This is a genomic window from Paraburkholderia jirisanensis (assembly GCF_054782355.1).
The window spans coordinates 17,632-40,062 of sequence record NZ_BAAGSQ010000006.1 but is presented as its reverse complement, the minus strand read 5'-3'; the positions used below and the strand labels follow the sequence as shown (position 1 = coordinate 40,062).

Genomic DNA, 22,431 nt, shown 5'->3' with positions numbered 1-22,431 from the left:
GGCCAGTGAACGTAGTCGCCATGTCCTCAGATCCGTCTGTGTCAGGCATCGAAGCCATCATTGCCCAACCGCGTCGCATTGCCCATCTGGACATGGACGCGTTCTACGCATCGGTTGAATTGCTGCGCTATCCCGAACTGCGCGGCAAGCCCGTTGTCATTGGCGGCGGAAGGCAGGCAGCGCCTCAAACGCTACCGGACGGCAACCGGCGCTACGCGCAGCTACGGGAATACGTGGGTCGCGGCGTCGTTACCACGTCAACCTACGAAGCGCGGGCCTTGGGCGTGCACTCGGCAATGGGCATGATGAAGGCCGCGCAGCTTGCGCCCGATGCCTATCTGCTGCCGACCGACTTTGACTCGTACCGCCATTACTCACGGCTTTTCAAGACAGCCGTGCGCGCATTCACTGACCAGATCGAAGATCGTGGTATCGACGAGATCTACATCGATCTGACAAGCGTCGCCGCCGACACGCGCGAGGTTGCAGCCGCAATCAAGACAGCTGTGCGCGATGCGACCGGGCTGACCTGTTCGATATGCGTGGCGCCCAACAAGCTGCTTGCCAAGATCGGCTCCGAACTGGACAAGCCCGACGGCCTGACACTACTGACGTTTGACGACATCGAGTCGCGTATCTGGCCGCTGCCCGCACGTAAGGTCAACGGCATCGGTCCGCGGGCGAACGAGAAGCTCGCTGCGATCGGTATTACGACCGTTGGCGAGCTCGCACAGGCCGATGCGGGGCTGCTGCAGGAAACGTTCGGGCGCAATTACACCGAATGGCTTTCGCGCGTCGCGCTCGGCATCGATGATCGGCCGGTCATGGTCAGCTCTGAGCCAAAATCGATGAGCCGCGAAACGACGTTTGAAAGAGACCTGCATGTACGGCAGGATCGCCCTACCCTATCCGGTCATTTCACAGCGTTGTGCAAACGGGTAAGCGAGGATCTGTCGAGGAAAGGCTATGTAGGCCGCACGGTGGGGATCAAGCTGCGCTTTGCCGATTTCAGGACGGTCACGCGCGACGTCACACTGCCCGAAGCGACTGCTGACCCGATAGCGATACGGCGGGCAGCCACCGAATGCCTTCGCCGCGTTGTTCTGGACCGTCGCCTGCGTCTGCTCGGGGTTCGTCTGTCGGGGCTGGAAAAGCGAGGCAGAAGTGCTACCGGCGAGGTCCAGCACAGCCTTCCGCTGGACGATACAGAGATTTACGATGGCCATTGAAGTGTATCAACCTCACCAATGAAGGCACGGAATATCGTTCCTGCAGACTGACTAGCACCGTCACACGGCGCGCACCCTCTTGCGCGAAAACATTGCGGTCTGTTCGCGACGAGGGTTTCGTGGATTCGCACGGGAGACGGCTTTCGACCCATTGCAGACCTTGACGCCTCGGGCACGAATGTCGGCTTACGGCGAAGCGTTGCGATGTTATGTACGTCCCTATCTGGTAGAGGCGGCGGACAATCACGCGGTCTCGCACCCGAATCAGCTGATCAATTCTGGCAGCATTAGCGTGTTTGGCCCCTTACCCGCCGACACTCGCCCGTATAACTCGAAAAAAGTGTTGGCGTAGAGGCCGCCGTGCATGTAGGCGACCCGCACGTCGTGCCAGATGCGGCTCATCGGTGCATTCCGATTGATGAACGCGGTGCCCGACGCGCTCGCCAACATGTCCACGGCTTCCCAGATCAACTTGCTCGCGAGGCCAGCGTCGCGCCAGAGCCGTGCGCGCTGCTGCACACTCATTCGTTTACCGCTTGCCGCGTTTTCGTCCAGCAAGCGGATTGAATTCCTGATGATCGATTCCGCCGCATCGATCTTGGCAGTCGCCTCGCCGACCTGCAGGTGCGTGACCGTCGCCTCGTCCTGCTTTTCGTAGGTCGTGAACGCGATGCCGCGTGTCCCGATCGTTTCCATGAAAAGCTCGACCGCTGCTTTCGCCATGCCAAGCATCGGACAAACCAGGCGCGTCGCAAACGCCGGCACCATCGGCATCCGGTACATGGCTTCGCCACGCAGGTGTATGCCGGCGTAATCGTCCTGCAAGTTTCGGCTCATCGACGAGATCCGTTCGTCGGGCACGAACACATCCTTGACCGTAACGCTTGTGCTACCGCTGCCGCGCAGGCCAATTGTGTCCCAGTCGTTCAACAGGTTCACTTCCGATACCGGAATCAGCGCTGCGCCGCGGTCGACCACCTTGCCCTCATCGTTAACCAGCGGAATGCCAAGCTGACCCCACTGCGCGTGATAGATACCCGTGTTGTACATCCACAGTCCATCTTCGATCACGTAGCCGCCGACAACACGCCGCGTTTTCGCCCTGCGTGGCGCGAGCGCGCCAGCGGTGCGGAAATTCGCACCTTGCGCGAACACCTGGTCGGTCACGTGCTTCGGATACATCGTCGCGGCCATCCACGTGCCCGTGCAAATCAGCCCCAGTGCCCACGCCACCGAGCCATCGCCACGCGCAATTTCCATCAGCGTATCGAGGAACGTTTCGAAGGGCGACTGAAGGCCACCGTACATCTTCGGCACCATCATCTCGAAGAGGCGTGCCTTTTCAAAATCTACGACCGTCACCTCGGGAAGCTTTGACAACGCTTCGGTTTCCGCTGCGCGTGAACGCAGCGTCGGAACCAGCGCGGCGGCCGCGACGACAACGTCTCTGTCTCCGTTGTCGCCGAACGCGCTGGAATGAATAGTGTGCGCGGCATCCGTTGGCTTCGCCGTATCGATCTTACTCATTGCATCTCCTGATATGCGCTCCCTTACTTCCATGTCGGCGAAAGGCGACGGATGGGAGCGGCGGTCGAGCAGTCCGACGACACCCGTAAAGCATCCGAGGCCAACCAATGATTTCATATTGTGTGCAAGCAGCTAGGAGCGTGATTCCACAACGCCGCCTGCATCCACCACGCGAAGCAGCCGATGCATCATGTCGATCGCCGGCAACGAACAGCCGGCCGCACGGGCTGCATTAATCGGGGCCTCGTACATTGCCTCGAGTTCCATCGGGCGATGCAGTACGCGGTCGAAATACATACTGGGCAGATAGTCGTCGAAGGACTTGGTCATTTCGAGCAGTTGCTGCGGTATTTCCTCGGAAAACGGATATCCACATGCGCGTGCGGCTTGTAGCACTTCCTGCATCAGTGTCAGCACTAACTTCTGGCTATCAGGATTCGCGGTCAGCAAGCTTGTACCGGTCTTCAGCAGTGCGGCGACACCGTTGAACGGCACATTCCAGACCAGTTTCCGCCAGCGCGCTTCGGTGATATCCGGAATTGAAATTGTGTTGATTCCCGCAGCGTTGAACATCGTAACGCCCTCTTCAAGCACGTCCAGCGGCGAGCCCAGACTACCTTGCGGACCAGAGTGATAACCTAGGTGCAAGTCGTTCAGCGCGATATGCCTTACGACACCGGGCGCCTCGCGATACACGCCAAGCCAGCATAGCCCGCCGATCAGGTGCAGGGACGCGGGTAGCATCGTGCGCAGCTTATCCTCCACACTGAGTCCGTTCTGCAGACATATCACTTTGGCACCCGGCGCCGCGGCGCGAGCGAGCATCGGTGCGAGTACGGCGTTGCTCGTCGCTTTGGCACCGAGCAAAAGCCAATCGCACGGCGGCATATCGTCGATGCTGCGGTAGGTCTTGACCGGGAGCGGCCTGGCGTCTGCGAATCGTTTCCCGTGAACCAGGAGCCCATTGCGCGTGATCGCTTCGAACTCGCCACGCAGCAGGAAATGTACGTCGAAGCCGGCCTGCACAAGGTGATAGCCGAAATAGCCGCCGATCGCGCCACTGCCGATGATGCCAATGCGCGGAGAAGATAGGGTCACGAGAGGTGCTCCGGTAGAAAAATATAGGACAGTTAATTTCCAAGCTGCAGCGCGCGAATACAGTGCGCATTGCACAGTCCGGCCTAGATTCGAATAAAAAGTCCTAACGTTATCAATTCATGCTTTGATCGACGAGCTTATTCTTTTCGATCCACGGCATCATGGCGCGCAGCTTCGCACCGACCTGTTCGATCTGGTGCTCGGCGGTGAGGCGGCGACGCGACTGCAGCGTCGGCGCGCCGGCGCGGCTTTCGATGATGAAGCTCTTCGCGTACTCGCCGGTCTGGATGTCCTTCAGCACGTCCTTCATCACCTTCTTCGTTTCTTCGGTGATGATGCGCGGGCCCGTGACATACTCGCCGTACTCGGCGTTGTTCGAGATCGAGTAGTTCATGTTCGCGATGCCTCCTTCGTAGATCAGGTCGACGATCAGCTTCAGTTCGTGCAGACACTCGAAGTACGCCATTTCCGGCGCGTAGCCCGCTTCTACCAGCGTCTCGAAGCCGGCCTTGATCAGATCGATTGTGCCGCCGCACAGCACGGCCTGCTCGCCGAACAGGTCGGTTTCGGTTTCTTCACGGAAGTTCGTTTCAATGATGCCAGCACGGCCGCCGCCGATCGCGGCCGCGTACGACAACGCAGTCTCACGTGCCGCACTGGACTTGTCCTGCGCGATCCCAAGCAGCATCGGCACACCGCCGCCCTGCGCGTACGTGCTGCGCACCGTGTGACCCGGTGCCTTCGGCGCGATCATGATCACGTCGAGATCCGCACGCGGAAGCACCTGGCCGTAGTGCACGTTGAAGCCGTGCGCAAAGGCGAGCGCCGCACCCTGCTTGATGTTCGCGTGTACTTCGTTCTTGTACACCTCGGCGATTTGCTCGTCGGGCAGCAGCATCATGACGACGTCGGCGCCCTTCACAGCCTCGGCCACTTCCTTCACGGTAAGGCCCGCGTTCTCGGCTTTGCTCCAGGAAGCGCCGCCCTTACGCAGGCCGACCGTCACCTTCACGCCGCTATCCTTCAAGTTTAGTGCGTGCGCATGGCCTTGCGAGCCGTAGCCGATGATCGTGACCTGCTTGCCTTTGATCAACGAGAAGTTTGCGTCTTTATCGTAGAAAACTCGCATATTTTCCTCAAAATGCAAATGAGTGGATCACATGACGCCGACATGATTACCAGCGGCACGCCGTTTACGGCCCCCGGCCGTATCGCGTGGAACGTTTCCGCTAAGGCCCAGGGTGGCGTTGTGACGTGCCCGCCCATGCTGCCTGCGGTGGCTCAAAGAAATCAGAACCCGTGCCGCTGCATGATCGCCAATAGCACCGACAGCGTCACAAGTGACGCGACCGTAGAAAATAGAATGGTCTGCGACGTCACGTGCACCTCACGCTGATAGAACTCCGCCAGCATGTATGGCCCGGTGCCCGTCGGCAGCGCGGCTAGCAACACGGCGACGCCGACCGTATCGGCTGGCAGTGCAAACGCTCGCGCCGCCATCCACCAAGCGAACGCTGGCTGTACGATCAGCTTGATCGCCGTGAATACAAACGATGTACTGCGTCCGTTGCCCACTGGCCGCTTCTCCGCCAGAAAAAGCCCGAGGCTCACGAGCGCGCATGGGCTCGCCGCGCCGCTCAGCAGCTTGAGGAACGTCTCGACACTGTGCGGCATCGTCCAATGCGCGCTCGCAACGAGCACGCCCGCGATCGGAGAAACGATAAGCGGATTTTTTGCGAGAGAGCGCAGCACCTTGAAGCCGAGCTTGTGCGGCGCGCGCTCGGTCTGCAACCCGACCTCGATGAGCACGATCGCGAGGGCGAACAGCACGCACGAGACGATGATCGTCGCGATCGTCGTCGGCGTGAGGCCCGCATTGCCGAATACGATAAACGCGAGCGGAAAGCCGATATAACCGGTATTCGGATTCGACGCCGCGACCGCGTCGACGCTTGCGTCGGCGAGATGCCGTCCCTGCGCGAGCCGCACGATCAGCACGCCAAGAAACAGCACCACGCACGCAACCGAGAACGTCGCAACGAAGCCCGGCTGATCGAGCTGTTGCCAGGTGGAATGCGCCATCGAGTCGAACAGCAGCGCGGGCAGCGCGAGCCACACGACGAAACGGTTCAGTTCGGAGGCGGCCGTCGGGCCGAGCAGATCGCGTCGCCGGCAGCCAAAGCCGGCGAAGATCAATGCGAAGACAGGAATCAGGATTTCGAGCGTGGTCAACATCGGTCGTGCACATCGGTAGGTTGCCCCACCAGGATTTTCTTCGGGCTGCTCGAACGACACCGCGCTGCGGCGTGCGCATACAACAATACGATGACGTCCGGACAACTCGAGACTATTACTGCAATCGATGCTCACTGAGGTCATTGAGCACTCCCTGGTTTGGCGGCAGCCACAAGTCTGCGGTGGTGATGCGATTTGGATCAGTTCGAGCCAGTATCCTCGGCTCCTGCACATAAATGAAGTGACTTATAGTCATCGTCGCCATAAGCTATTGTTATAGGGGCGGTCGGCAAGCGTCCTGCCGATCAAATGAACGTGCAGTCGGCAATGCTCATACAGATTGTGCGGGTTGCGCCCTCTTTGACGTGCAGCCATCGCGGCACAAACAGATCGGTGAAGATTAATGTTTGCCGTATAGGAAGGGTCTATAGTCGCCTACACATAACGGATAGTTATTGAGGCGGCGCTTGGACATTCGCGCGTTGCGCATCGTCGGTACGTCATCCTCGCACAGAGCCCTTCACTGTTCTCCCGGTCATGCCCGACCGGCCGCTTCTGGCCGGGTGCTGTCCGATTCAATCGGCATACGCCACCTGAATCTCGCGAGCCGGCGGTCGGCAGCACGCGACCCTGAGCGGTCGGCGAGGTGTGTCGCATCAACGGCTGCAGACGGCGCGTGAACCGTCGCTCATTGCGCAAACCAACCAGGGAATCGCACCCGCGGTGTCGTGAGCCCTAGCGTCTCTCCTCTAATTTTGCGCCGTCGCTTACCGCTTGTAGTAGAGCTAACAGTATTCGGTTCGTGGGCGTCGGTACACCACACAATTCGCCCATTCGGACAATAGCGCCCGTTAGGGCATCCACTTCCAGTATGCGTCCGTTGACGGTGTCAAAATACATGGACGTCGCCACATCCGGGTGATAAGACAAGAGTCGCGCCAGCACCTGTGACTGCGCCTTCTCGCCAAGATCGACGCCGCAGGCGAGTGCGACGGCCAGACCTTCCTGAATGATGTCCGATGCGACGCTATGAATATCGCCTCGCTGAAAAACCGCGAGGCGTCGTCTCGTAAGGGCCGTAATCGGATTCGCGACTGCATTCAACAACAATTTCGTCCACAGGCGCTGCGGAAAATCCTGCCGGGGTGATACCTTTAGCGAAGTCCCTTCGAACAGGGCTGCAAAGGCTTGACCGGTGGCACTGTCGGGAATCGCGATGTCGTCTTCGCTGGCATGGCGGAAACCGAAATCGCTCGCCGAGCGCCGTTCACCATTGAAATATACGACTGCCGGGACAACGGCGCGGCTTCCCACATAAGGCGCGACTCGCCGTTCGTGTTCTATTCCGTTCTGCAGCACAGCGACGCAAGTGCTGGGGCCGCACAGGCGCTCAAACCAGCCAGAAGCCGACGCGGTGTCCTGTGTCTTCGTACACAGTATGATCCAGTCGACATGGTCGGCTTGCAGGGGGTCGGTCACAACATCGAGTGTTAAACGATGTATACCTTGGGGCTGTTCCAGCGTCACCGCCTCGGCATTGCGGCGTGCGCATACGACAATCTGATGACGTCCAGATAGTTGAAGGCAGCTTGCCACTACACCACCAATACCGCCCATTCCTATTATGGCAATCGACGTGCGCTGAGTCACCTAAAACTCCTCTCCGGCAGTAACCGTATTCCGGCCATGCATGGTCATGCGATTTGGTTCATGGAAGTGTGGTCGGCCGCTGCACAAAAATGAAGTGACTTATAGTCATCGTCGCCATAAGCTTTTGTAATAGGAGACGGTCGGGTGGGCAGTCCTGCCCATCGGGTGCTGTTACAGTCGGCAATACTCATACAGATGCGCAGTTTGTGCCCTTTGACATGCAACATCGCGGCACAAACAGATCGATGAAGATTAATGTTTGCCGTACAGGAAGGTTCTATAGTCGCCTACAAATAACGGATAGTTATAGAGGCGGCGCTTGGACATTCGCGCGTTACGCTATTTTGCTGAGGTAGTCAACTGCGGGGGCTTTAGTCGGGCTTCCGAGATCCTGCACGTGACTCAACCTGCAATCAGCCGCGCGGTGCGCCTGCTTGAAGAGGAGTGTGGGGTTCGACTACTGACTCGCGAGCCGAAGACAGTGAAACTCACCCGCGAAGGCGAGGTAGTCTATCGGCACGCTACCCAGATGCTGCGTCAAGCCCGCCAACTCACCTCTGAATTGAAAGACATGAAGTCAGAGCTGAAGGGCGTGTTACGCGTTGGGTTACCACCTCTGGTTGGATCGACGTTTTTTCCCGACGTGATAGCGAAATTTCGCAGGGAGTATCCCGGCATCGAACTGCAAATTGCCGAGTTTTTTTCAAGCCACCTTGAGCAGGCACTCGACGACGGAGAGATTGATATTGCCGCGGCGATGCTGCCGGTCGACACGGAGCGCTTTGTCGTACAGCAGTTCGCCGCGGATCGATTGATGTTCGTCGTCAATCCGGGACACGAAATAAGCGCTTATTCAGCGATGAGGATTCTTGCGCTGAAGAGCCAGCCGTTAGTTACCTTCACTAAAGACTTCAAACTGTGTCAATTGATCGAAGACGCGTGCCGCGCGCAGGGATTCATTCCCTCGATCGTTGGCCGCAGCAGTCACCTTGACCTCGTACTGGCGATGGTGGCATCCGGAATGGGCATAACCGTTTTGCCCGAGTCTGTCATCGAAAGGAACAATGTAAGGCACTTCGTCTCGGTGCCCATTGTGAAACCTGCCATACACTTCGAGCTTGCACTCGTGCGACTGCGGGAGAGTTATGTCAGCCATGGATGCAGGGCTTGGTTAGCGCTCGCGGCGGGTGCCCTGGGATTTCAGATCTCTGACTCGTTCGTGTCCCAGGCCGGCGCCGAGCCACGGCCTTAATGTGCGATACGTCATTGCTGCTCCCGGCGGTCACGTCCGCCCATCGTGTCATCAGCCTCATATAGAGTTTGGTCCCGGACCGCGCCGGCCGATGGCCACTCATCGCAAAGCGGTCATCATCGATCGATTGACGAACGTCTCTTCATGGCCGCACTCGGCCCGATGCTGAATCGATGAATCGTCCGCTGTTAGCGTACCCTGTGTACGCCCCTCGTTCGAACCCACAACCGCCATTCCACCAAAATCTAAGCAGGCAGCCGTTTGACCTATGCACATCGGTGGCCTTGAGACGCTTCTTCATAAGCATTGCAACTATGTTCGGCATTCTGGCCCGCTCTTTCTTGCGATTTTATCCGGTCATATGACGTCGACGTGCGGCGCGGATTGATCTGCCTACCCTACCCCTCACCCAGTAGAAGTTGCGGAAGTGTCAGCAAACCTGTCGGCAGGCAGCGGCCGGATAGGCGCAATTTCCGGTATCAACTTGTGATGGATGCGTGACGGTCTCGATCGAATTCGAGGCGCCACATCAGGTCCCTGTTGCGCGACATACTCGCCGATACGGATGGCTATTCGATCTACCGCTTTCAGATGGTCGCTTGGACGATTGCCCTGCTCATGGTGTTTTTGGCATCGACGTACTACAGGCTGCAGATGCCAACGTTCAGCGTCGAGCTGCTCTACCTGCTCGGGCTGAGCTCCGGCACGTTCGTGGCAAACCGCATTCCGGAGACGCGCCCGATGTCGCCGACGCTACCGTTTCCGGGACCTGGATCAATGGCGACACCTATGCCGGGTGCCCCATCGCCAGGTTTCGCACCGCCGGCGCCCATCGATCCGTCGCATGCCGGGAGGTTCCCCGGTGCACTCGATCCGCGACACGGCTAAGGGAGCAAGCCTCCATGGTTGGTAGACCGGCACGACGCCGGTTGTTAGCCACCATGGACGCTGCAATATCCCCCGGCCTCATTGAGTTGTTTCCATTTGCTCGGCTCGAGCAGTGTTCCGCCGACGATCGTGCTCTTGCATGGCTTGCCTGCCTGGGTGCGCGCCGAACAATACACGCTTCCCCCCTGCCCCACCCACGTCGCGTAGTCCTCGCGGCTCAGGCCAGTCAACTCGGCATAGACGCCCTCATGATCCGTAGCCATACGAAGTGCCTGGGCTGCGGTCGCCCTGCATTCCCGGGATCCGCAAATGTCGGGGACGAAAGCGGTGAAATACACGCGCTCGCGCTCGAGCGATTTCAAGAATTCAAGTTTTTCTGTGTCGGTCATCGGAGGTCTCCATCATTTTGGCCGCGGATTTTCTGACCTGGGATTTTCCCTGGTTCGTCGCTGTGCGATGCGCAGATTACCTGCAGTGAACGGTGGTGAAGTGTATCGGTCGCTGGGGCCTCACCGGCCGCATTTACCGGCTACAGCGGACATTCGAATTGTAATTTCTGACCGTCGGCATTCTGCACGATACGCAGATTGCTCATCCGGATTCTAGAAAACGCCTGGAGAGCCATGCTGGGCGGGCTTCCCAGCGTTGTGTAAACGTGCAATGTTTACTTGCGTAAACGGTCGCAGAGGACTAATCTCCCGTGCATCGATTTTCTTCCCGTTTAAGCCTTTTATACGGAATCAGGAAGAATCCACAAACTCAGCATCGCACGGGAGCCAGGACCTCAATGGAGATCAACTTATCGAAGCCGCCGATTCAGGTGACACCGGACGACCTCGTCAATCTGTCGGGGCGGTCGGCCAAGATGCTCGAGCGCATCCGAACGCAGATGCTGCAGCCGTTTCCCCGGAAGGTTTCACCCACCTTCCCTAGCACTCGCTTGCAGGAGCTCTGCGGCATCGATAAGCCGCGGTTCTCTTACCTGATTAAAAAGGGGGAGCTGCCGCAGGGATCTCAACAGAAGGCCGGCGCAGCGCGCCACTTTTCGCTGGCCGAAGTCATCCAATGGGTTAACGCTGAGCGGCGCCCTATGCAGCGCCCCGCGGGCAAAGATGGCAAGGTAATCGCCATTGGCAACTTTAAGGGCGGTGTAACCAAGACGACGACGTCGATGATACTCGCGCAGGGACTCGCAATGCGTCGTGGTCGCCGCGTCCTTCACATCGACATGGATCCGCAAGGCAGCGCAACCACCTTGTACGGGATCAATCCGCACGCCGAGGTTACGGGCGACCAGACCATCCTTCCATTAGTCGAAGCGTATGTCGCTGGCGAGAAGTACAGCATGAGCGCTCTGCCTCAGGAGACGTATTGGCACAATCTCGACCTTATCCCGTCGTCGACCGATCTGTTTAACGCGGAGTTCATGCTGCCCGCCCGCGTACATGCATCGCCAGATACGCAGTTCTGGAACGTATTGAACGAAGGTCTTGCCGACCTTAAGAAGGAATACGACTACATCATCATCGATACGGCCCCGACGCTCAGCTATTTGACGATCAATGCGCTTTTTGCCGCAGATGGGGTGATCGTTCCTGTGATGCCGGACACGCTTTCCTTTGCGTCCATGGTGCAGTTTTGGTCGCTGTTCTCCGACATGGTTAGTGGGATGCGCGAGTTTCAGAAGTCATCGGACGAGGCAGTTAAGGTTTTTGACTTCATCGACATCCTCGTAACTCGTATGAAGGATCGATCTAACGCGTCGCTGGTGCGTGACTGGGTCATTACGACCTACGGAGAGCGCGTTCTTCCAGTTGAAATTCCAGACACTGATATTGCCCGGACGACAACGAACGATTTTTCCACGGTGTACGACTTTCCGACTTACGACGGGAACGCCACCGTGTTTCGTCGAATTCGAGAAGCCTACGACCAGATCGTCGATTTGATCGACAACAAGGTCTGCTACCTGTGGGAGAAAGAGTAATCATGTCTACAGCGGCTAAGCAACGACTGAAAGCGGCCAACATCAACCTCGACGACGATGATGCATCGGCGCCTTCGGATGCTGCTCACGCGCCTGCATCGCCTAGAACTGCTCCCGGTCAGCTCATGGGGTTGCAGGGCCGTGTCCTGAATCAACAGAAAGAAATTGACCAACTTCAGCGCGAGTTGGCCAAGGCTAGGCAGAGCGGTTCTGCATTCGAGGTCCCGCTCGATCTGCTAGACGAGGTGCCCGGTCGTCGTCGAATCCTGACCGACGAGCAAAAGCTCGAACTGCGCGAGAACTTGCGCCACAACAAGCTCACGCATCCGATCACGATTCGACCGCTGGCGAACGGCAGATTCGAGATCATTTCGGGCCATAACAGAGGCGAGCAGTACGCCGAGCTCGGGCGCGACCGTATCGAGGCAGTGCCCGTCGAGATGACTGACGAGGAGGCTGCAGCAAGCGCGTTCTACGCCAACCTCTTGCAGTCCGACCTGACCGACTATGAGAAGTACATCGGCTTTAAGGAGCTGCTGTCTCGGCATCCCGGTTGGACTCAATCGCAAATATCGGAACAGTCCGGCGTCAGCAAAGGGCATGTGAGCGCGTTGCTAGCGTTTGACCGGCTTCCGTCAGAGGCGCTCGCGATTATCGCAGGCAACCCGGGAATTCTGGGAGCCAAGGCCGCGCTCGAGTTGGCCGCCGCGAGCGAACAAGGCAAGGGCGAGCGCGTCGTCGCAGCCGTACAGCAGCTCGCCGACAAGAAGCTGGATCAATCGCAGGCGATCAAGTATGCGAAGGCGAGCAACGCCGCGCCTAAGCAAGGTCCAGCTGCGAGTTCCTTCAAGGTCAAATCAGGAAAGGCGACATGGTGCGACGTGCGCGCTGCGAAGAACGTCATGCGCATCGAGTTCGCCTCTGAGGAATTGGCTGATAGCGTCCGCGACCTGATTCGCCAGCATCTGGAATCTCTCGCAGCCGCAACGCCGACCGATTCAAAAAGTTAAGTGTTTGATTTTTAATGGGTTTGCAGTGCAAACACCGGAGAAGGCAATGTAGAGGCAGAAAAACAAAAGCCTCCAGTTGACGCTGGAGGCTTTTGAACAACGTGCTTGATGGCTGGACCATCGCTTACACACGAATCTCAACCCGTTGACGCGGGCGAGGGTACGAAAACCTAGGTGGGATTACGTACGCCCTGAGTGTAGCGGATAGAACCAGGCCGTCAAGAGAAATCAACCATTTCTAGACGGAATGGATATGTCTATCGCGCAACATGACGTTGCTGGCGAGGGTGAGGTGCACCCTTCACAGGACGGGCCGGATGATAACCGCATTGACGCAGCGGCGCTAGTCGCTTTTCAGAGCGAGGCAGTAAATCTCCCTTGGATCATCTTCCGGGCCGCGTTCCGCGCCTCCCGGGTCGACGCGCTTCCGTCGCGGGCGCGTGCGGTTCTGGCTGCCCTAGCCCGCACCGTGGACGCTGCACGCCCATACGCGGCGATCTACGCGCGACGCGAGCTGCTTATGGATCGCGCGATGCTGTCCCCACGGACGTTCTATCGCAGCCTTGATGATCTCGAGTCGACCGGGTTGATCACACGCACCGTTCAAGCTCGCTACGTCGAAGTCGGCAAGTTCGGGCGCGTGCACCTGCATCTGACTGAACATGCGGCTACCCTGCTCGGTCTCGTCGAAGCTGTTACGCCGCCGTCGCCTACGCCTACTCCTGCCGCACCCGCCGGTTCGTTTGAGGGTCCGTGTGCCAACGTGGCAGACGGTGCTATATATGGAGATCTTCCCCCTCCTGCTTTTCAAAAGAGACAACCGGGGCAAGTGCCTGCGGACCTTCAGCGCCTCTTGCCCTTGGGTTTTTCGAAGTTCTTGATTTTCAACCTCATGAAACAGGCCCGTAAAGCAGGCAAGCGTCTGTCGGACGTTGTGGAGGCCACGTGGGCGCACCTGAAGGCCGCCAAGCGACCGATTTGCTACCTGCGCGCCCTGCTTCGCAATCCGGTCGACTTCGGCTACCAGGTCCGCGTTCGCGACGCCGAGCACGCCGCGAGCCGTGACACCGAGGCCGAACGTGACGCCGCACAGGCCCTCGTCGCCGAGCTGGCCGGTCAGACGCTCGTGGACGAAACCGGAACGCGCAAGCTGGTCCTCGACGCCGAGGGTGCGTCGCTAGCGGTCTACAGCGTCGACGAAAGCGTGCCCCGGCACGAGGCTGGCGACTGGCAGCTGCGCTTCGCGCGGGCTGTCCGCTCCGGTCGTATCCGCGTGGCGTCCGAGGAAGACCTCGAAGCGTTCGCACAGGAGCGCCGGTCGCGCACGGTCCCCCTGACGCCGACGCCGGACGCACCACGCGTCATTACGGCGACGGCCGGTAGCCATCTCGCGAATCTGCGTGCCGCGTTGCGCGGGATCGGCATCGGCGCGGGCAGGGCAGCGTGATGTCCTATGCGACCACCCGTGAAACATACGGGGAGCGTTTTGCGAATCGCCGAAACGCCTGTCCACTAAGGGCTTCACCTTGTTTCCGCTGAATGTTTCACGCGCTTAGCGACGATGGAGCGGGGTATGTGCGGCGCTGCGCCCGGTATCTCGAAGCACCACGGGATGGCTCGTAGTAAACGTTACGAATCCCGTAATAATCGCGCGAGGGCCCATTAGCCGCGGAGCAGATGCAGCCAACGATCCATCGAGTAACGTGGACCGCCCGTAACCGGGATATGGACCGGGCGTTGTGGGGACGCTGCGAAAAGCTCGCGTGCGCTGTACCCGAACTGCTCCCGAAACGCGCGACTGAAATGGGCTGCCGTTTTGAAGCCATGCATTTCGGCGAGTCGATGAAGGTGAGGGCGCCTCTCGCTCGAGGTCAGCAAAGCATGAATGTTATACAGCCGGCGTTCCTTGATGAAGCTGGCTACGCCGCCGAGCGGCTCGAACATCCGGTACAGCGCGCTGCGCGAAATCTTGAAATGCACGCAAGTGAGTTCGGGCGAAAGCCCCGGGCGCTCAAGGTTTGTTTCGATGAAGTGCCGGATCTGGCGCATGAGTGTGGCTTCGACAATTGGCCGGGCCAGAGCGAGGGTGTCCACCGTCGGCGTGATTGTCGCTGCGAGCAATTGAAGTGTGGCCTGCGTGACGCCGGGCAGCTGCTCGCGTGCCAGTCCGTTGATGGTCTCGGTCAAGGTCGCGAGATAAGTGGCCAGCAGGACGCTGCACGCGCCATTGAGGACGACGCCGTGTAAGTCGACCGGGCGAGGGAGGAGGGCGTCGAGACGATCGCGCGGAATGATGACCGCGATCGTCGTGCCGCCGTCGACATGAACGAGCTCAGGGCGGGCCATGTCGGTGAGCACGCTTTCACCGGCATTAACGTGCACAAAACGACGGCCAGCCATCATGTCTGTGTTCGCCGAATGCCCGACCCGAAAATGGATCTTGTAGTGATCGAGCTGGTCGAGTTTGATCGAGCGCTCTGAACGATGCAGGATGTGTGGACTGCATTCGCGTCGACTCAGCATCATATCGCCGAGCAGCCACATCTCATTGCTCGCGGTAAAGCCGGCGGCCGTCAGCTCTTTCGGGAAGCTCAGTGTGCAGACATTGGACAGGCTTCCCTGCCAATAGTCGAGGCGATCATCTGGCGGCACGTCCTTCGAATCAAATCGGACGTACGGTATCTGCTGCATGGCGGGCGACGACACTGCGAACTCCTATCCCTGTGTCGAATGTGTCACCAATGTGACCGGCCTGGACGCTCAGGCAAACATCGGGACGGACAGGAAACTACTGGTATTTAAGTGGATCTAGAATTCTGCCACTAGATGTTCTCTGAACGCTTACGCCGATCAAGAAGGATCAAGGTAACCAGCGCCATGCTGATTGCCCGCTAATAAGGCTGCGTTCTCTCTCCGATCCGAAATCGAGACTCGCTGACGCTGGTACAACGGTTGTGACCGCAACTAAAAGACGGTCGAGCAAACGTTGGCGCGTTGCAGCGATATATCCGAGACGAATTCCATTCCCGCTGCGGAGGCCACAAGCCCCACGGCGCCGCGGTGATTTCCGCTGGCAGCCAACCGCACATCTGCGCTGTGACATGCGACCCATTCGCGCAGCAGCAGTGACCGAATCTGGATCGTCAATTTAGAAGCGTGACTTGATCAGCCCCAAGGCAACGAATGCCATCGGGTTGTGGCTCGGCTCGCCCGATGAAAGATGAAGATGAGAATAGGCTACGCACGTGTTTCAACCGATGACCAGCACCTCGACTTGCAGATCGCGGCACTGCAGAAGGCGTCGTGTGATCGGATCTTTACTGACCATGGAATCTCGGGTGCGCAATTTAAGCGCCCCGGTCTTGATCGACTGTTCCGCACACTCAAGAGGGGTGACACGCTCATCGTATGGCGTCTGGATCGGCTCGGCCGTTCGATCGCCAAGCTGATCGATCTGATGGGGCGCCTCGCGAAGAAGGGCGTTCACTTCGTCAGTCTCATCGACACCATCGACACCACGACGGCGATGGGTTCGTTCTATTTCCACGTCGTCGCAGCGCTATCGGAGCTGGAGCGTAAGATCATCGGCGAGCGTACGCGCGCCGGCATAGCAGCTGCTCGTGCGAACGGACGACCGCATGGGCGACGACGTGCGTTGAGCATGGAACAGTGCTACGAGGCGCAGAGATTGCTCGAGGCTCATCCACGCGCGACAGTCGCCGCACGATATAACATCCACCCGCAGACCCTGATGCGAAGCTTAAGCAGGGTAGGGCTATCGACAAACGTTCGACGAGGAAGGCCTACAAGCGCTGCGATGTGACAACTCGCTGCGTACTGCGATATATTCTCGCCCCAACCAATTTTGAGCGCTCAACTGACCGATGCCTGGTGCGACAAAGCCTGAACTGCTTGAGAGCCTGGAGACGTTCGAACAGGAAATGTTCGAGCGCTTTGCATACGTCCCTGAGCGCGACAACGAGAGCATTGCCCGAGGCGAATGGAATTCGGCGTACAAGCATCCGACGGATGCCGCGCGCTTTCAGGGCTGGCACATCGGCTCCGTCATTCAACGTCAATCGATCGGTGATCGGGCAAACCAGGGCGAATGTATGCCCCAGCTCCTGCGCCATTGCCGGTCATACCTAACGCTGCTCGAGACGCTCCCCTTCGCGATGGGGCACAGCATCTATGAGATTGAGACGCTCCGCGAGGCTATTGCCAGCGCGGAGCAGTCAACAGCTATCTGAGTTCATCGCTGTCTCCACCAGACGTCGAATCGTCCGCTCGCTCACGTTGAACGCGGCACCCACCTCTTCGTACGTTTGAAACCTCAGCAGTTCTAGTGCCTGTGCGCGTTGCTCCGCGCTGAGCCGTGGCGCGCGTCCCAGAGAAGCACCACGTGCGCGCGCTGCCATCAGGCCGGCCTTGGTTCGTTCGCTGATCAAGGCGCGCTCGAATTGCGCGAGCGACGCCATGAGATGAAAAACGAGCATGCCGCCCGAGGTGCCTGTATCAATCGATTCCGTCAGTGATTTGAAGTGGATCTGACGCTTGCTTAGCCGTTCGATCAGATTCACCAGATGGCTGATGGAGCGCCCGAGCCTGTCGAGTCGCCAAACAACGAGTGTATCGCCGCTCTTCAAGCGTGCCAGCGCGCGCTCGAGGCCGGGCCGTCGCGCGCTCGCGCCTGACACCCCATGGTCCTCGAAGAGTAGGGTGCACTGCGCTTCGCGAAGTGCGGTTAGTTGAAGGTCCAGGTGCTGGTCTTCGGTGGACACCCGTGCGTATCCGATTTTTCGCATTGCGGCCTCTGCATCGTCAACCGACCGGAAGCAACCGCGATGATGTGTTTGCCGGCCGTTCGATTGTTCGTATGGATTGACGGAAACCTTCCTTTTCGTCCATTCAAAAACCCGTCTTTCCAGCCGCACCTGAAGCATTGATTTTCCTATGTTCTACAAGCGTTTTTCCGTGTAGGCTGAACTCTGGCAGAAACGAACGTTTTCGTCCCATTTAGCCTTTTCATGGGCGTGCTCGGCTGTGTGCGAGCCGCCGCATGAACTCCAGTTCGCTGCCTGAAACATTCGAGCTTGGCGCGCTTCTCTCTCGCCTCGGCGTGAAAAACGCGCCCGGGCATGCAACGCGTGAACCCCTCTGCATCGTTGCTTCAATCACGAATCTGCGTCAGATCGAGCAGGCACACGGCGGCACGTTTGCCACCGCAATAAGGCACACCGTGTTTGAGCGTGCGCGCGTCGTATGCGAAGAGCGCAGCGGCTCCGTCGCGACGAGCGGCAATCACATGCTGTTCATCTTCGACATACCGACCTCGGAGCACGCCACCGACGTCGGCTGGACGCCGATCACGGCGATCCTGCTTGATCGCGTCTTGGCCATTCTTGGCGACCGTCCGGTCATGGCCGGCGCGGCACTCGCGTTTCCTGTGATTGTCGCGAAGGTCGCCGACATGGGCGACTGTCCCTTCGATATTTCGGTGATCGCCGAAGCAACACTTCAAGATGCGCAGCCTGGTAAGGCCTGGCGCGATCAGTTCCTTGTCGACATGGATGTTGCCGAGCGAATGTTCGACGCCATGAGCACCGGACGACTGAGCGTGGAATTCGAACCGGTCCACGAAGCCACTGACCTTGGCATGGTGGCGTACGAGGAAGTGCTTCTGTGTGAAACGCCGGATGATCAATCGGATCGCGTCCGGGTTGGAGGCGGACTAGTCAGTCTCGAGCGTCTCGGCCTGATGCGCAGGCTTGATCGTTGGGTCGTTGATACCGTCATTGAGACGCTGCGCGGCGAACCGCACGCGAGACTCGGCTGCAACATTTCGGCGCAGAGCGCCACCGTCGATGCATGGTGGGCCCTGACATTACTGGCACTCCGTGAATCTCCGCAAGTCGCCCAGCGTCTAACGATTGAGATCACGGAAACGGTTCCGCTTACGGACTATCGAGAGGCTTGCGGCTTCGTGCAGGCCTTTCAGCACGTTGGATGTCGGATCGCGCTCGATGATATTGGCGGTGGCCACAGCAGCTTTAAAAGCCTGCTCGATCTCGGGGCCGACATCGCGAAGATCGACGGCTCTCTCATACGCGCAGCGCGAACTGACGGCACGGCAATATCGCGTCTCACGCACATCGTCGCCTTCGCGAAATCATGCGTGAAGACTGTAGTGGTTGAAGGCATTGAGACGGAAGTGGACGCGCGTATTGCCCGGGAGAGCGGCGCGACATGTCTTCAGGGCTTCCATTTCGCGGAGCGAGATCAGCGCATTCCGCAAGGGAAGGGGCTGGTTCGTTACGGCCAGAGCACGCAGTAATTCCAGCAAGTAATCGAAATTTGGCGGTTGCTCCACGGGCGACCACGGGACCGGCTTTGCCCACTTTTCGCGGCGGAGCAACTTCAATACGGGGGAAATCAGGTGAAGGTCGTTTGCGCGCGCCTCTCCGATATCACGGTGATCGTGCTTGGGGCGCTTGTCTCCGCGCGGTTGTGCTTCGGTGAGTCGGTTCCCGAACCGCTGCTTCATGCGATTTTCAGCGCGTTGATCATGGCTATCGCCGTCGCAGTCTTTCCCTTGTTCGGGATCTACCGGTCTTGGCGCGGGCGTGCACATGTTCTCCTGTTCCTGCGCGTGTCGCTGGCGTGGCTCACGGTGCAGATGATCGGGGCGACGCTCGTCATCGCGCTGCGCGGCATTCACTCCCTGTCACTGCAATGGCTTTCGTCGTGGACATGTTTTACGGGCTTGGGGCTTCTCGGTGTCCGCGGCGTCGTCTACGTGGTCTTGGCTCGCATCAGGAGCGCAGGTGCGGACATCAGGCCGGTGGCAGTCGTTGGTTCAAGCCCCTACATCGATCAAGTGCTCCGCGATCTCGCGCTGCACACGTCACTTGGATTCCGGGTAGTAAAGGTCATCGAGCTGCATGGTGTGGATCGGCCGGTGTCGGCGCGAGCAGAGCGCCGGGACTCCCGCGAATTGGAGCATCTGCACGCAATGGCCGAGGCCGCTGAACTGCGGGAGGTCTGGCTTGCACTTCCGCTCACCGCGGACGAAGCGCTTCAGCGCTGTGTCCACACTCTGCGTGGCACCGTCGTCGATCTACGCTACCTGCCCGACGTAGCTTCTCTAGGAATCGGCGCTACGGCAGGTGTGCTCGATCTGATGGGGCGGCCAGCGATTTCACTGTCGCCATCTTCGATTCCGCGTGACGTAATCAACGGGAAAGAGGTTTTCGACCGCCTGTTCGCAGCTGCCGCGCTGCTTATGCTCTCGCCAGTCCTTGCTGGTATCGCGCTCGCAGTCAAATTGTCTTCCCCGGGGCCAGTCTTCTTCAGGCAGAAGCGCAAGGGTCTAAACGGGCGCGCTTTCACTATCTACAAGTTCCGCACGATGCGCCTACATCGGACGGAGCACGGCGTCGTCCGGCAGGCGACGCGCCACGATCCGCGAGTGACGCGTCTCGGCCGCTTCCTTCGTCGAACCAGTCTCGATGAGCTTCCGCAGTTCGTGAACGTGCTTCGGGGCGATATGTCGGTCGTCGGCCCACGGCCACACGCGCTCGAGCACGACGAATTCTATCGTTCGCTGATCACCGGCTACATGGACCGCTATCGGATCAAGCCCGGCATAACCGGCTGGGCACAGATCAACGGTCACCGCGGAGAAACGGATCGGCTCGAAAAGATGGCCGCGCGCGTCGATCACGATCTGTATTACCTGCGTAACTGGTCCTTCTGGCTGGATCTTCGCATCGTCGCTTCGACAATCTGGCGTGGCTTCGTCAGCGAACGCGCTTATTAACGACGAACATCCGCCACCTCGACTAACGAAAGAGAAGAATTGATGCAGCCTCACTCCCAAACCGCACCGGACGTGTACAAGCATTTCACTCCCAAGAGAGTCTCGCTTCTCTGCCTTGGCTTGGCATTAGCGCTCCTTGGCGGTTGCGCGATGGCACCTGGCATGGATCTCCCGGCTGAAATGAAAGCCACTGCAGACCGTCAGGCCACTGCCCCCAACGAGCGCGTTTCGAACGCTCGTGTGCTGGAAATCGACGCAGATACCGTGGCGACCACGATGCAGATTCATGAGCAGCAGCTCGACCGCAGCGTGCGCGCATTGAGCGTCCAGCCAGGAAGCTACACGGTCGGCCCGGCAGATATCCTGCAAATCACCGTATGGGATCACCCGGAGCTCGCCGCCGCTCAAGGAGCGTTGCCGCAAAGCGCGCCACGACAGGCCGACGCACCACAAGGCTTTGTGGTGGATCAGGAAGGGAATCTTCAGTTTCCCTACGTTGGCTCTCTCCACGTAGCAGGACTCGGGACCCGCGCGATTCAGCAACGTCTCACTACGGCATTGTCCCAAGATTTCGAGCATCCGCAGGTGACGGTCCGCGTGGCTTCATTTCGATCCAAGGAGATTCTCGTTGATGGGGAAGTTCATGCACCGGGCGCGCAGCAGATCAACGATGTCCCCATGACACTTACTGAGGCTATCGGCCGGGCAGGGGGCTTTACTGCGGCAGCTGATCAAGGACGCATTGCACTGCTCAGGGACGACCAGTCGTACACGCTCAATCTGCCCGTGCTGATGCAGCACGGTCTTAGCCCGTCATCCATCTATCTTCGCCGCGGCGACGTACTGCGTGTCACCTCGCGGGACCAGGACGGCGCATACGTCATTGGTGAGGTTGCGAAGCCCACCATCGCCATCCCGAAACAGGACGGCACGCTTTCGTTAGCCGACGCTTTATCACAGGCCGGCAGCTTCAACCTTTCGACTTCGAATCCGAAACAGCTGTATGTCATCAGGGGCGCACAGAGCGAAAACCCCGAGATTTTCCACCTCGACGCTCGCTCGCCCGTGTCGATGGTCATGGCGAACCGCTTCCCATTGCGGCCAGACGACGTTGTCTACGTGGACGCGACTGATCTCGTACGCATCAATCGCATTCTTAGTCTTTTGCTCCCTGCGATCGATGCGGGTCTGACTGCCGGGCTTGTCGCCAAATGATTAAGCGGGTTCTTGTCGTATGCACGGGCAACATATGTCGTAGCCCGATGGCCCAAGCACTGCTCGCACATCGCGTCGATTCGGTATCAGTGGAATCGGCGGGCATTCATGCCTTGATCGGTCGTACCGCCGATCCGCTGGCGGTGACGCTTATGCGGGAGCGCGGCCTGGACATCAAGGCACATCGCGGTCGTCAGCTATCGTCCGGCCTTTGCGCGGAGTCTGATTTGGTCTTGGTGATGGACGGCGTGCAAAAGGAGTTGCTCAAACGGAAATATGCGTCGCTGCACGGTCGCGTCTTTCGGATTGGGGAATTTTCAGCGACACCGGGATTGTCGGTCGACGGGTATGACGTTCCCGATCCATATCGAAGGGACCGCGCGTCTTTCGAAGAAAGCTTGAGACTCATTGAACTTGGGGTCAAAGGCTGGTCGTCACGCATCGCTAAAGTTTCTGCGTCGTTGTCGCAGGCACGAAGCACAGAAATCTCAACTTTGATCGGTTCATAAAAGCACACTTTC

The 22,431-nt window shown here is 58.9% G+C and carries 20 protein-coding genes; 12 read left to right on the top strand and 8 right to left on the bottom strand.

The window, feature by feature from the left end; translation table 11 throughout:
- The first annotated feature begins 20 nt into the window (after nt 1–20).
- The gene (gene dinB / locus ACYVNQ_RS04465) at nt 21–1,229 is read left to right on the top strand and encodes a DNA polymerase IV (protein ID WP_460901068.1); all 1,209 of its coding nucleotides are present in this window, start codon (nt 21–23) and stop codon (nt 1,227–1,229) included.
- A gap of 264 nt (nt 1,230–1,493) precedes the next feature.
- Here dinB and ACYVNQ_RS04460 read toward each other — a convergent pair whose 3' ends face one another.
- From ACYVNQ_RS04460 to ACYVNQ_RS04440, 5 genes are all read right to left on the bottom strand, one after another.
- Nucleotides 1,494–2,864 (bottom strand): acyl-CoA dehydrogenase family protein, encoded by a 1,371-nt coding sequence (locus ACYVNQ_RS04460; RefSeq protein ID WP_460901067.1) that lies wholly within the window; start codon nt 2,862–2,864, stop codon nt 1,494–1,496.
- 24 nt (nt 2,865–2,888) lie between these two features.
- Entirely contained in the window at nt 2,889–3,854 is a 966-nt protein-coding gene (locus tag ACYVNQ_RS04455) for a putative 2-dehydropantoate 2-reductase (RefSeq protein WP_460901066.1), read from the bottom strand.
- 112 nt (nt 3,855–3,966) lie between these two features.
- The gene (gene ilvC, locus ACYVNQ_RS04450; protein ID WP_460901065.1) at nt 3,967–4,983 is read right to left on the bottom strand and encodes a ketol-acid reductoisomerase; all 1,017 of its coding nucleotides are present in this window, start codon (nt 4,981–4,983) and stop codon (nt 3,967–3,969) included.
- A gap of 161 nt (nt 4,984–5,144) precedes the next feature.
- Nucleotides 5,145–6,089, bottom strand: coding sequence for an AEC family transporter (locus ACYVNQ_RS04445; protein WP_460901128.1), 945 nt, complete (start codon nt 6,087–6,089; stop codon nt 5,145–5,147).
- Nucleotides 6,090–6,824: 735 nt separating this feature from the next.
- Nucleotides 6,825–7,739 (bottom strand): 2-dehydropantoate 2-reductase, encoded by a 915-nt coding sequence (locus tag ACYVNQ_RS04440; RefSeq protein ID WP_460901064.1) that lies wholly within the window; start codon nt 7,737–7,739, stop codon nt 6,825–6,827.
- A gap of 319 nt (nt 7,740–8,058) precedes the next feature.
- Between ACYVNQ_RS04440 and ACYVNQ_RS04435 the strand changes: the two genes are divergently transcribed.
- Together ACYVNQ_RS04435 and ACYVNQ_RS04430 are read left to right on the top strand one after the other, a co-directional pair.
- Complete coding sequence (locus tag ACYVNQ_RS04435; RefSeq protein ID WP_175113301.1) at nt 8,059–8,991, top strand: LysR family transcriptional regulator; 933 nt, start codon at nt 8,059–8,061, stop codon at nt 8,989–8,991.
- Nucleotides 8,992–9,531: 540 nt separating this feature from the next.
- Complete coding sequence (locus ACYVNQ_RS04430; RefSeq protein ID WP_460901063.1) at nt 9,532–9,879, top strand: hypothetical protein; 348 nt, start codon at nt 9,532–9,534, stop codon at nt 9,877–9,879.
- Nucleotides 9,880–9,923: 44 nt separating this feature from the next.
- Here the strand turns inward: ACYVNQ_RS04430 and ACYVNQ_RS04425 are convergent, their stop codons facing one another.
- Entirely contained in the window at nt 9,924–10,268 is a 345-nt protein-coding gene (locus ACYVNQ_RS04425; protein ID WP_460901062.1) for a hypothetical protein, read from the bottom strand.
- Nucleotides 10,269–10,666: 398 nt separating this feature from the next.
- Here ACYVNQ_RS04425 and ACYVNQ_RS04420 point away from each other — a divergent pair, with 398 nt between their 5' ends.
- The 3 genes from ACYVNQ_RS04420 (at nt 10,667) to ACYVNQ_RS04410 (ending at nt 14,323) form a co-directional block, all read left to right on the top strand.
- Entirely contained in the window at nt 10,667–11,866 is a 1,200-nt protein-coding gene (locus ACYVNQ_RS04420; protein WP_460901061.1) for a ParA family protein, read from the top strand.
- A gap of 2 nt (nt 11,867–11,868) precedes the next feature.
- The gene (locus ACYVNQ_RS04415) at nt 11,869–12,876 is read left to right on the top strand and encodes a ParB/RepB/Spo0J family partition protein (protein WP_460901060.1); all 1,008 of its coding nucleotides are present in this window, start codon (nt 11,869–11,871) and stop codon (nt 12,874–12,876) included.
- 253 nt (nt 12,877–13,129) lie between these two features.
- Nucleotides 13,130–14,323 (top strand): hypothetical protein, encoded by a 1,194-nt coding sequence (locus ACYVNQ_RS04410; RefSeq protein ID WP_460901059.1) that lies wholly within the window; start codon nt 13,130–13,132, stop codon nt 14,321–14,323.
- 215 nt (nt 14,324–14,538) lie between these two features.
- Here the strand turns inward: ACYVNQ_RS04410 and ACYVNQ_RS04405 are convergent, their stop codons facing one another.
- Complete coding sequence (locus ACYVNQ_RS04405) at nt 14,539–15,582, bottom strand: helix-turn-helix domain-containing protein (protein WP_460901058.1); 1,044 nt, start codon at nt 15,580–15,582, stop codon at nt 14,539–14,541.
- A gap of 514 nt (nt 15,583–16,096) precedes the next feature.
- Here ACYVNQ_RS04405 and ACYVNQ_RS04400 point away from each other — a divergent pair.
- Both ACYVNQ_RS04400 and ACYVNQ_RS04395 read left to right on the top strand, forming a co-directional pair.
- Entirely contained in the window at nt 16,097–16,699 is a 603-nt protein-coding gene (locus ACYVNQ_RS04400) for a recombinase family protein (protein ID WP_460901057.1), read from the top strand.
- A gap of 61 nt (nt 16,700–16,760) precedes the next feature.
- Nucleotides 16,761–17,126, top strand: coding sequence for a hypothetical protein (locus ACYVNQ_RS04395; protein WP_460901056.1), 366 nt, complete (start codon nt 16,761–16,763; stop codon nt 17,124–17,126).
- Here ACYVNQ_RS04395 and ACYVNQ_RS04390 read toward each other — a convergent pair.
- Entirely contained in the window at nt 17,112–17,681 is a 570-nt protein-coding gene (locus ACYVNQ_RS04390; protein WP_460901127.1) for a recombinase family protein, read from the bottom strand. The genes ACYVNQ_RS04395 and ACYVNQ_RS04390 overlap by 15 nt on opposite strands.
- Nucleotides 17,682–17,935: 254 nt before the next feature.
- Here ACYVNQ_RS04390 and ACYVNQ_RS04385 point away from each other — a divergent pair, with 254 nt between their 5' ends.
- The 4 genes from ACYVNQ_RS04385 to ACYVNQ_RS04370 all read left to right on the top strand — a co-directional run bounded on the left by ACYVNQ_RS04385 (nt 17,936) and on the right by ACYVNQ_RS04370 (nt 22,419).
- Entirely contained in the window at nt 17,936–19,210 is a 1,275-nt protein-coding gene (locus ACYVNQ_RS04385) for an EAL domain-containing protein (RefSeq protein ID WP_460901055.1), read from the top strand.
- A gap of 102 nt (nt 19,211–19,312) precedes the next feature.
- Nucleotides 19,313–20,695 carry an undecaprenyl-phosphate glucose phosphotransferase gene (locus tag ACYVNQ_RS04380; RefSeq protein ID WP_460901054.1) on the top strand — a complete coding sequence of 461 codons (1,383 nt, stop codon included), beginning with the start codon at nt 19,313–19,315 and terminating at the stop codon, nt 20,693–20,695.
- 162 nt (nt 20,696–20,857) lie between these two features.
- Nucleotides 20,858–21,910, top strand: a complete 1,053-nt coding sequence (locus tag ACYVNQ_RS04375) for a polysaccharide biosynthesis/export family protein (protein WP_460901053.1) — start codon at nt 20,858–20,860, stop codon at nt 21,908–21,910.
- Nucleotides 21,907–22,419 carry a low molecular weight protein-tyrosine-phosphatase gene (locus ACYVNQ_RS04370; protein WP_460901052.1) on the top strand — a complete coding sequence of 171 codons (513 nt, stop codon included), beginning with the start codon at nt 21,907–21,909 and terminating at the stop codon, nt 22,417–22,419. Before ACYVNQ_RS04375 ends, ACYVNQ_RS04370 begins: the two co-directional genes overlap by 4 nt.
- Nucleotides 22,420–22,431 lie beyond the last annotated feature (12 nt).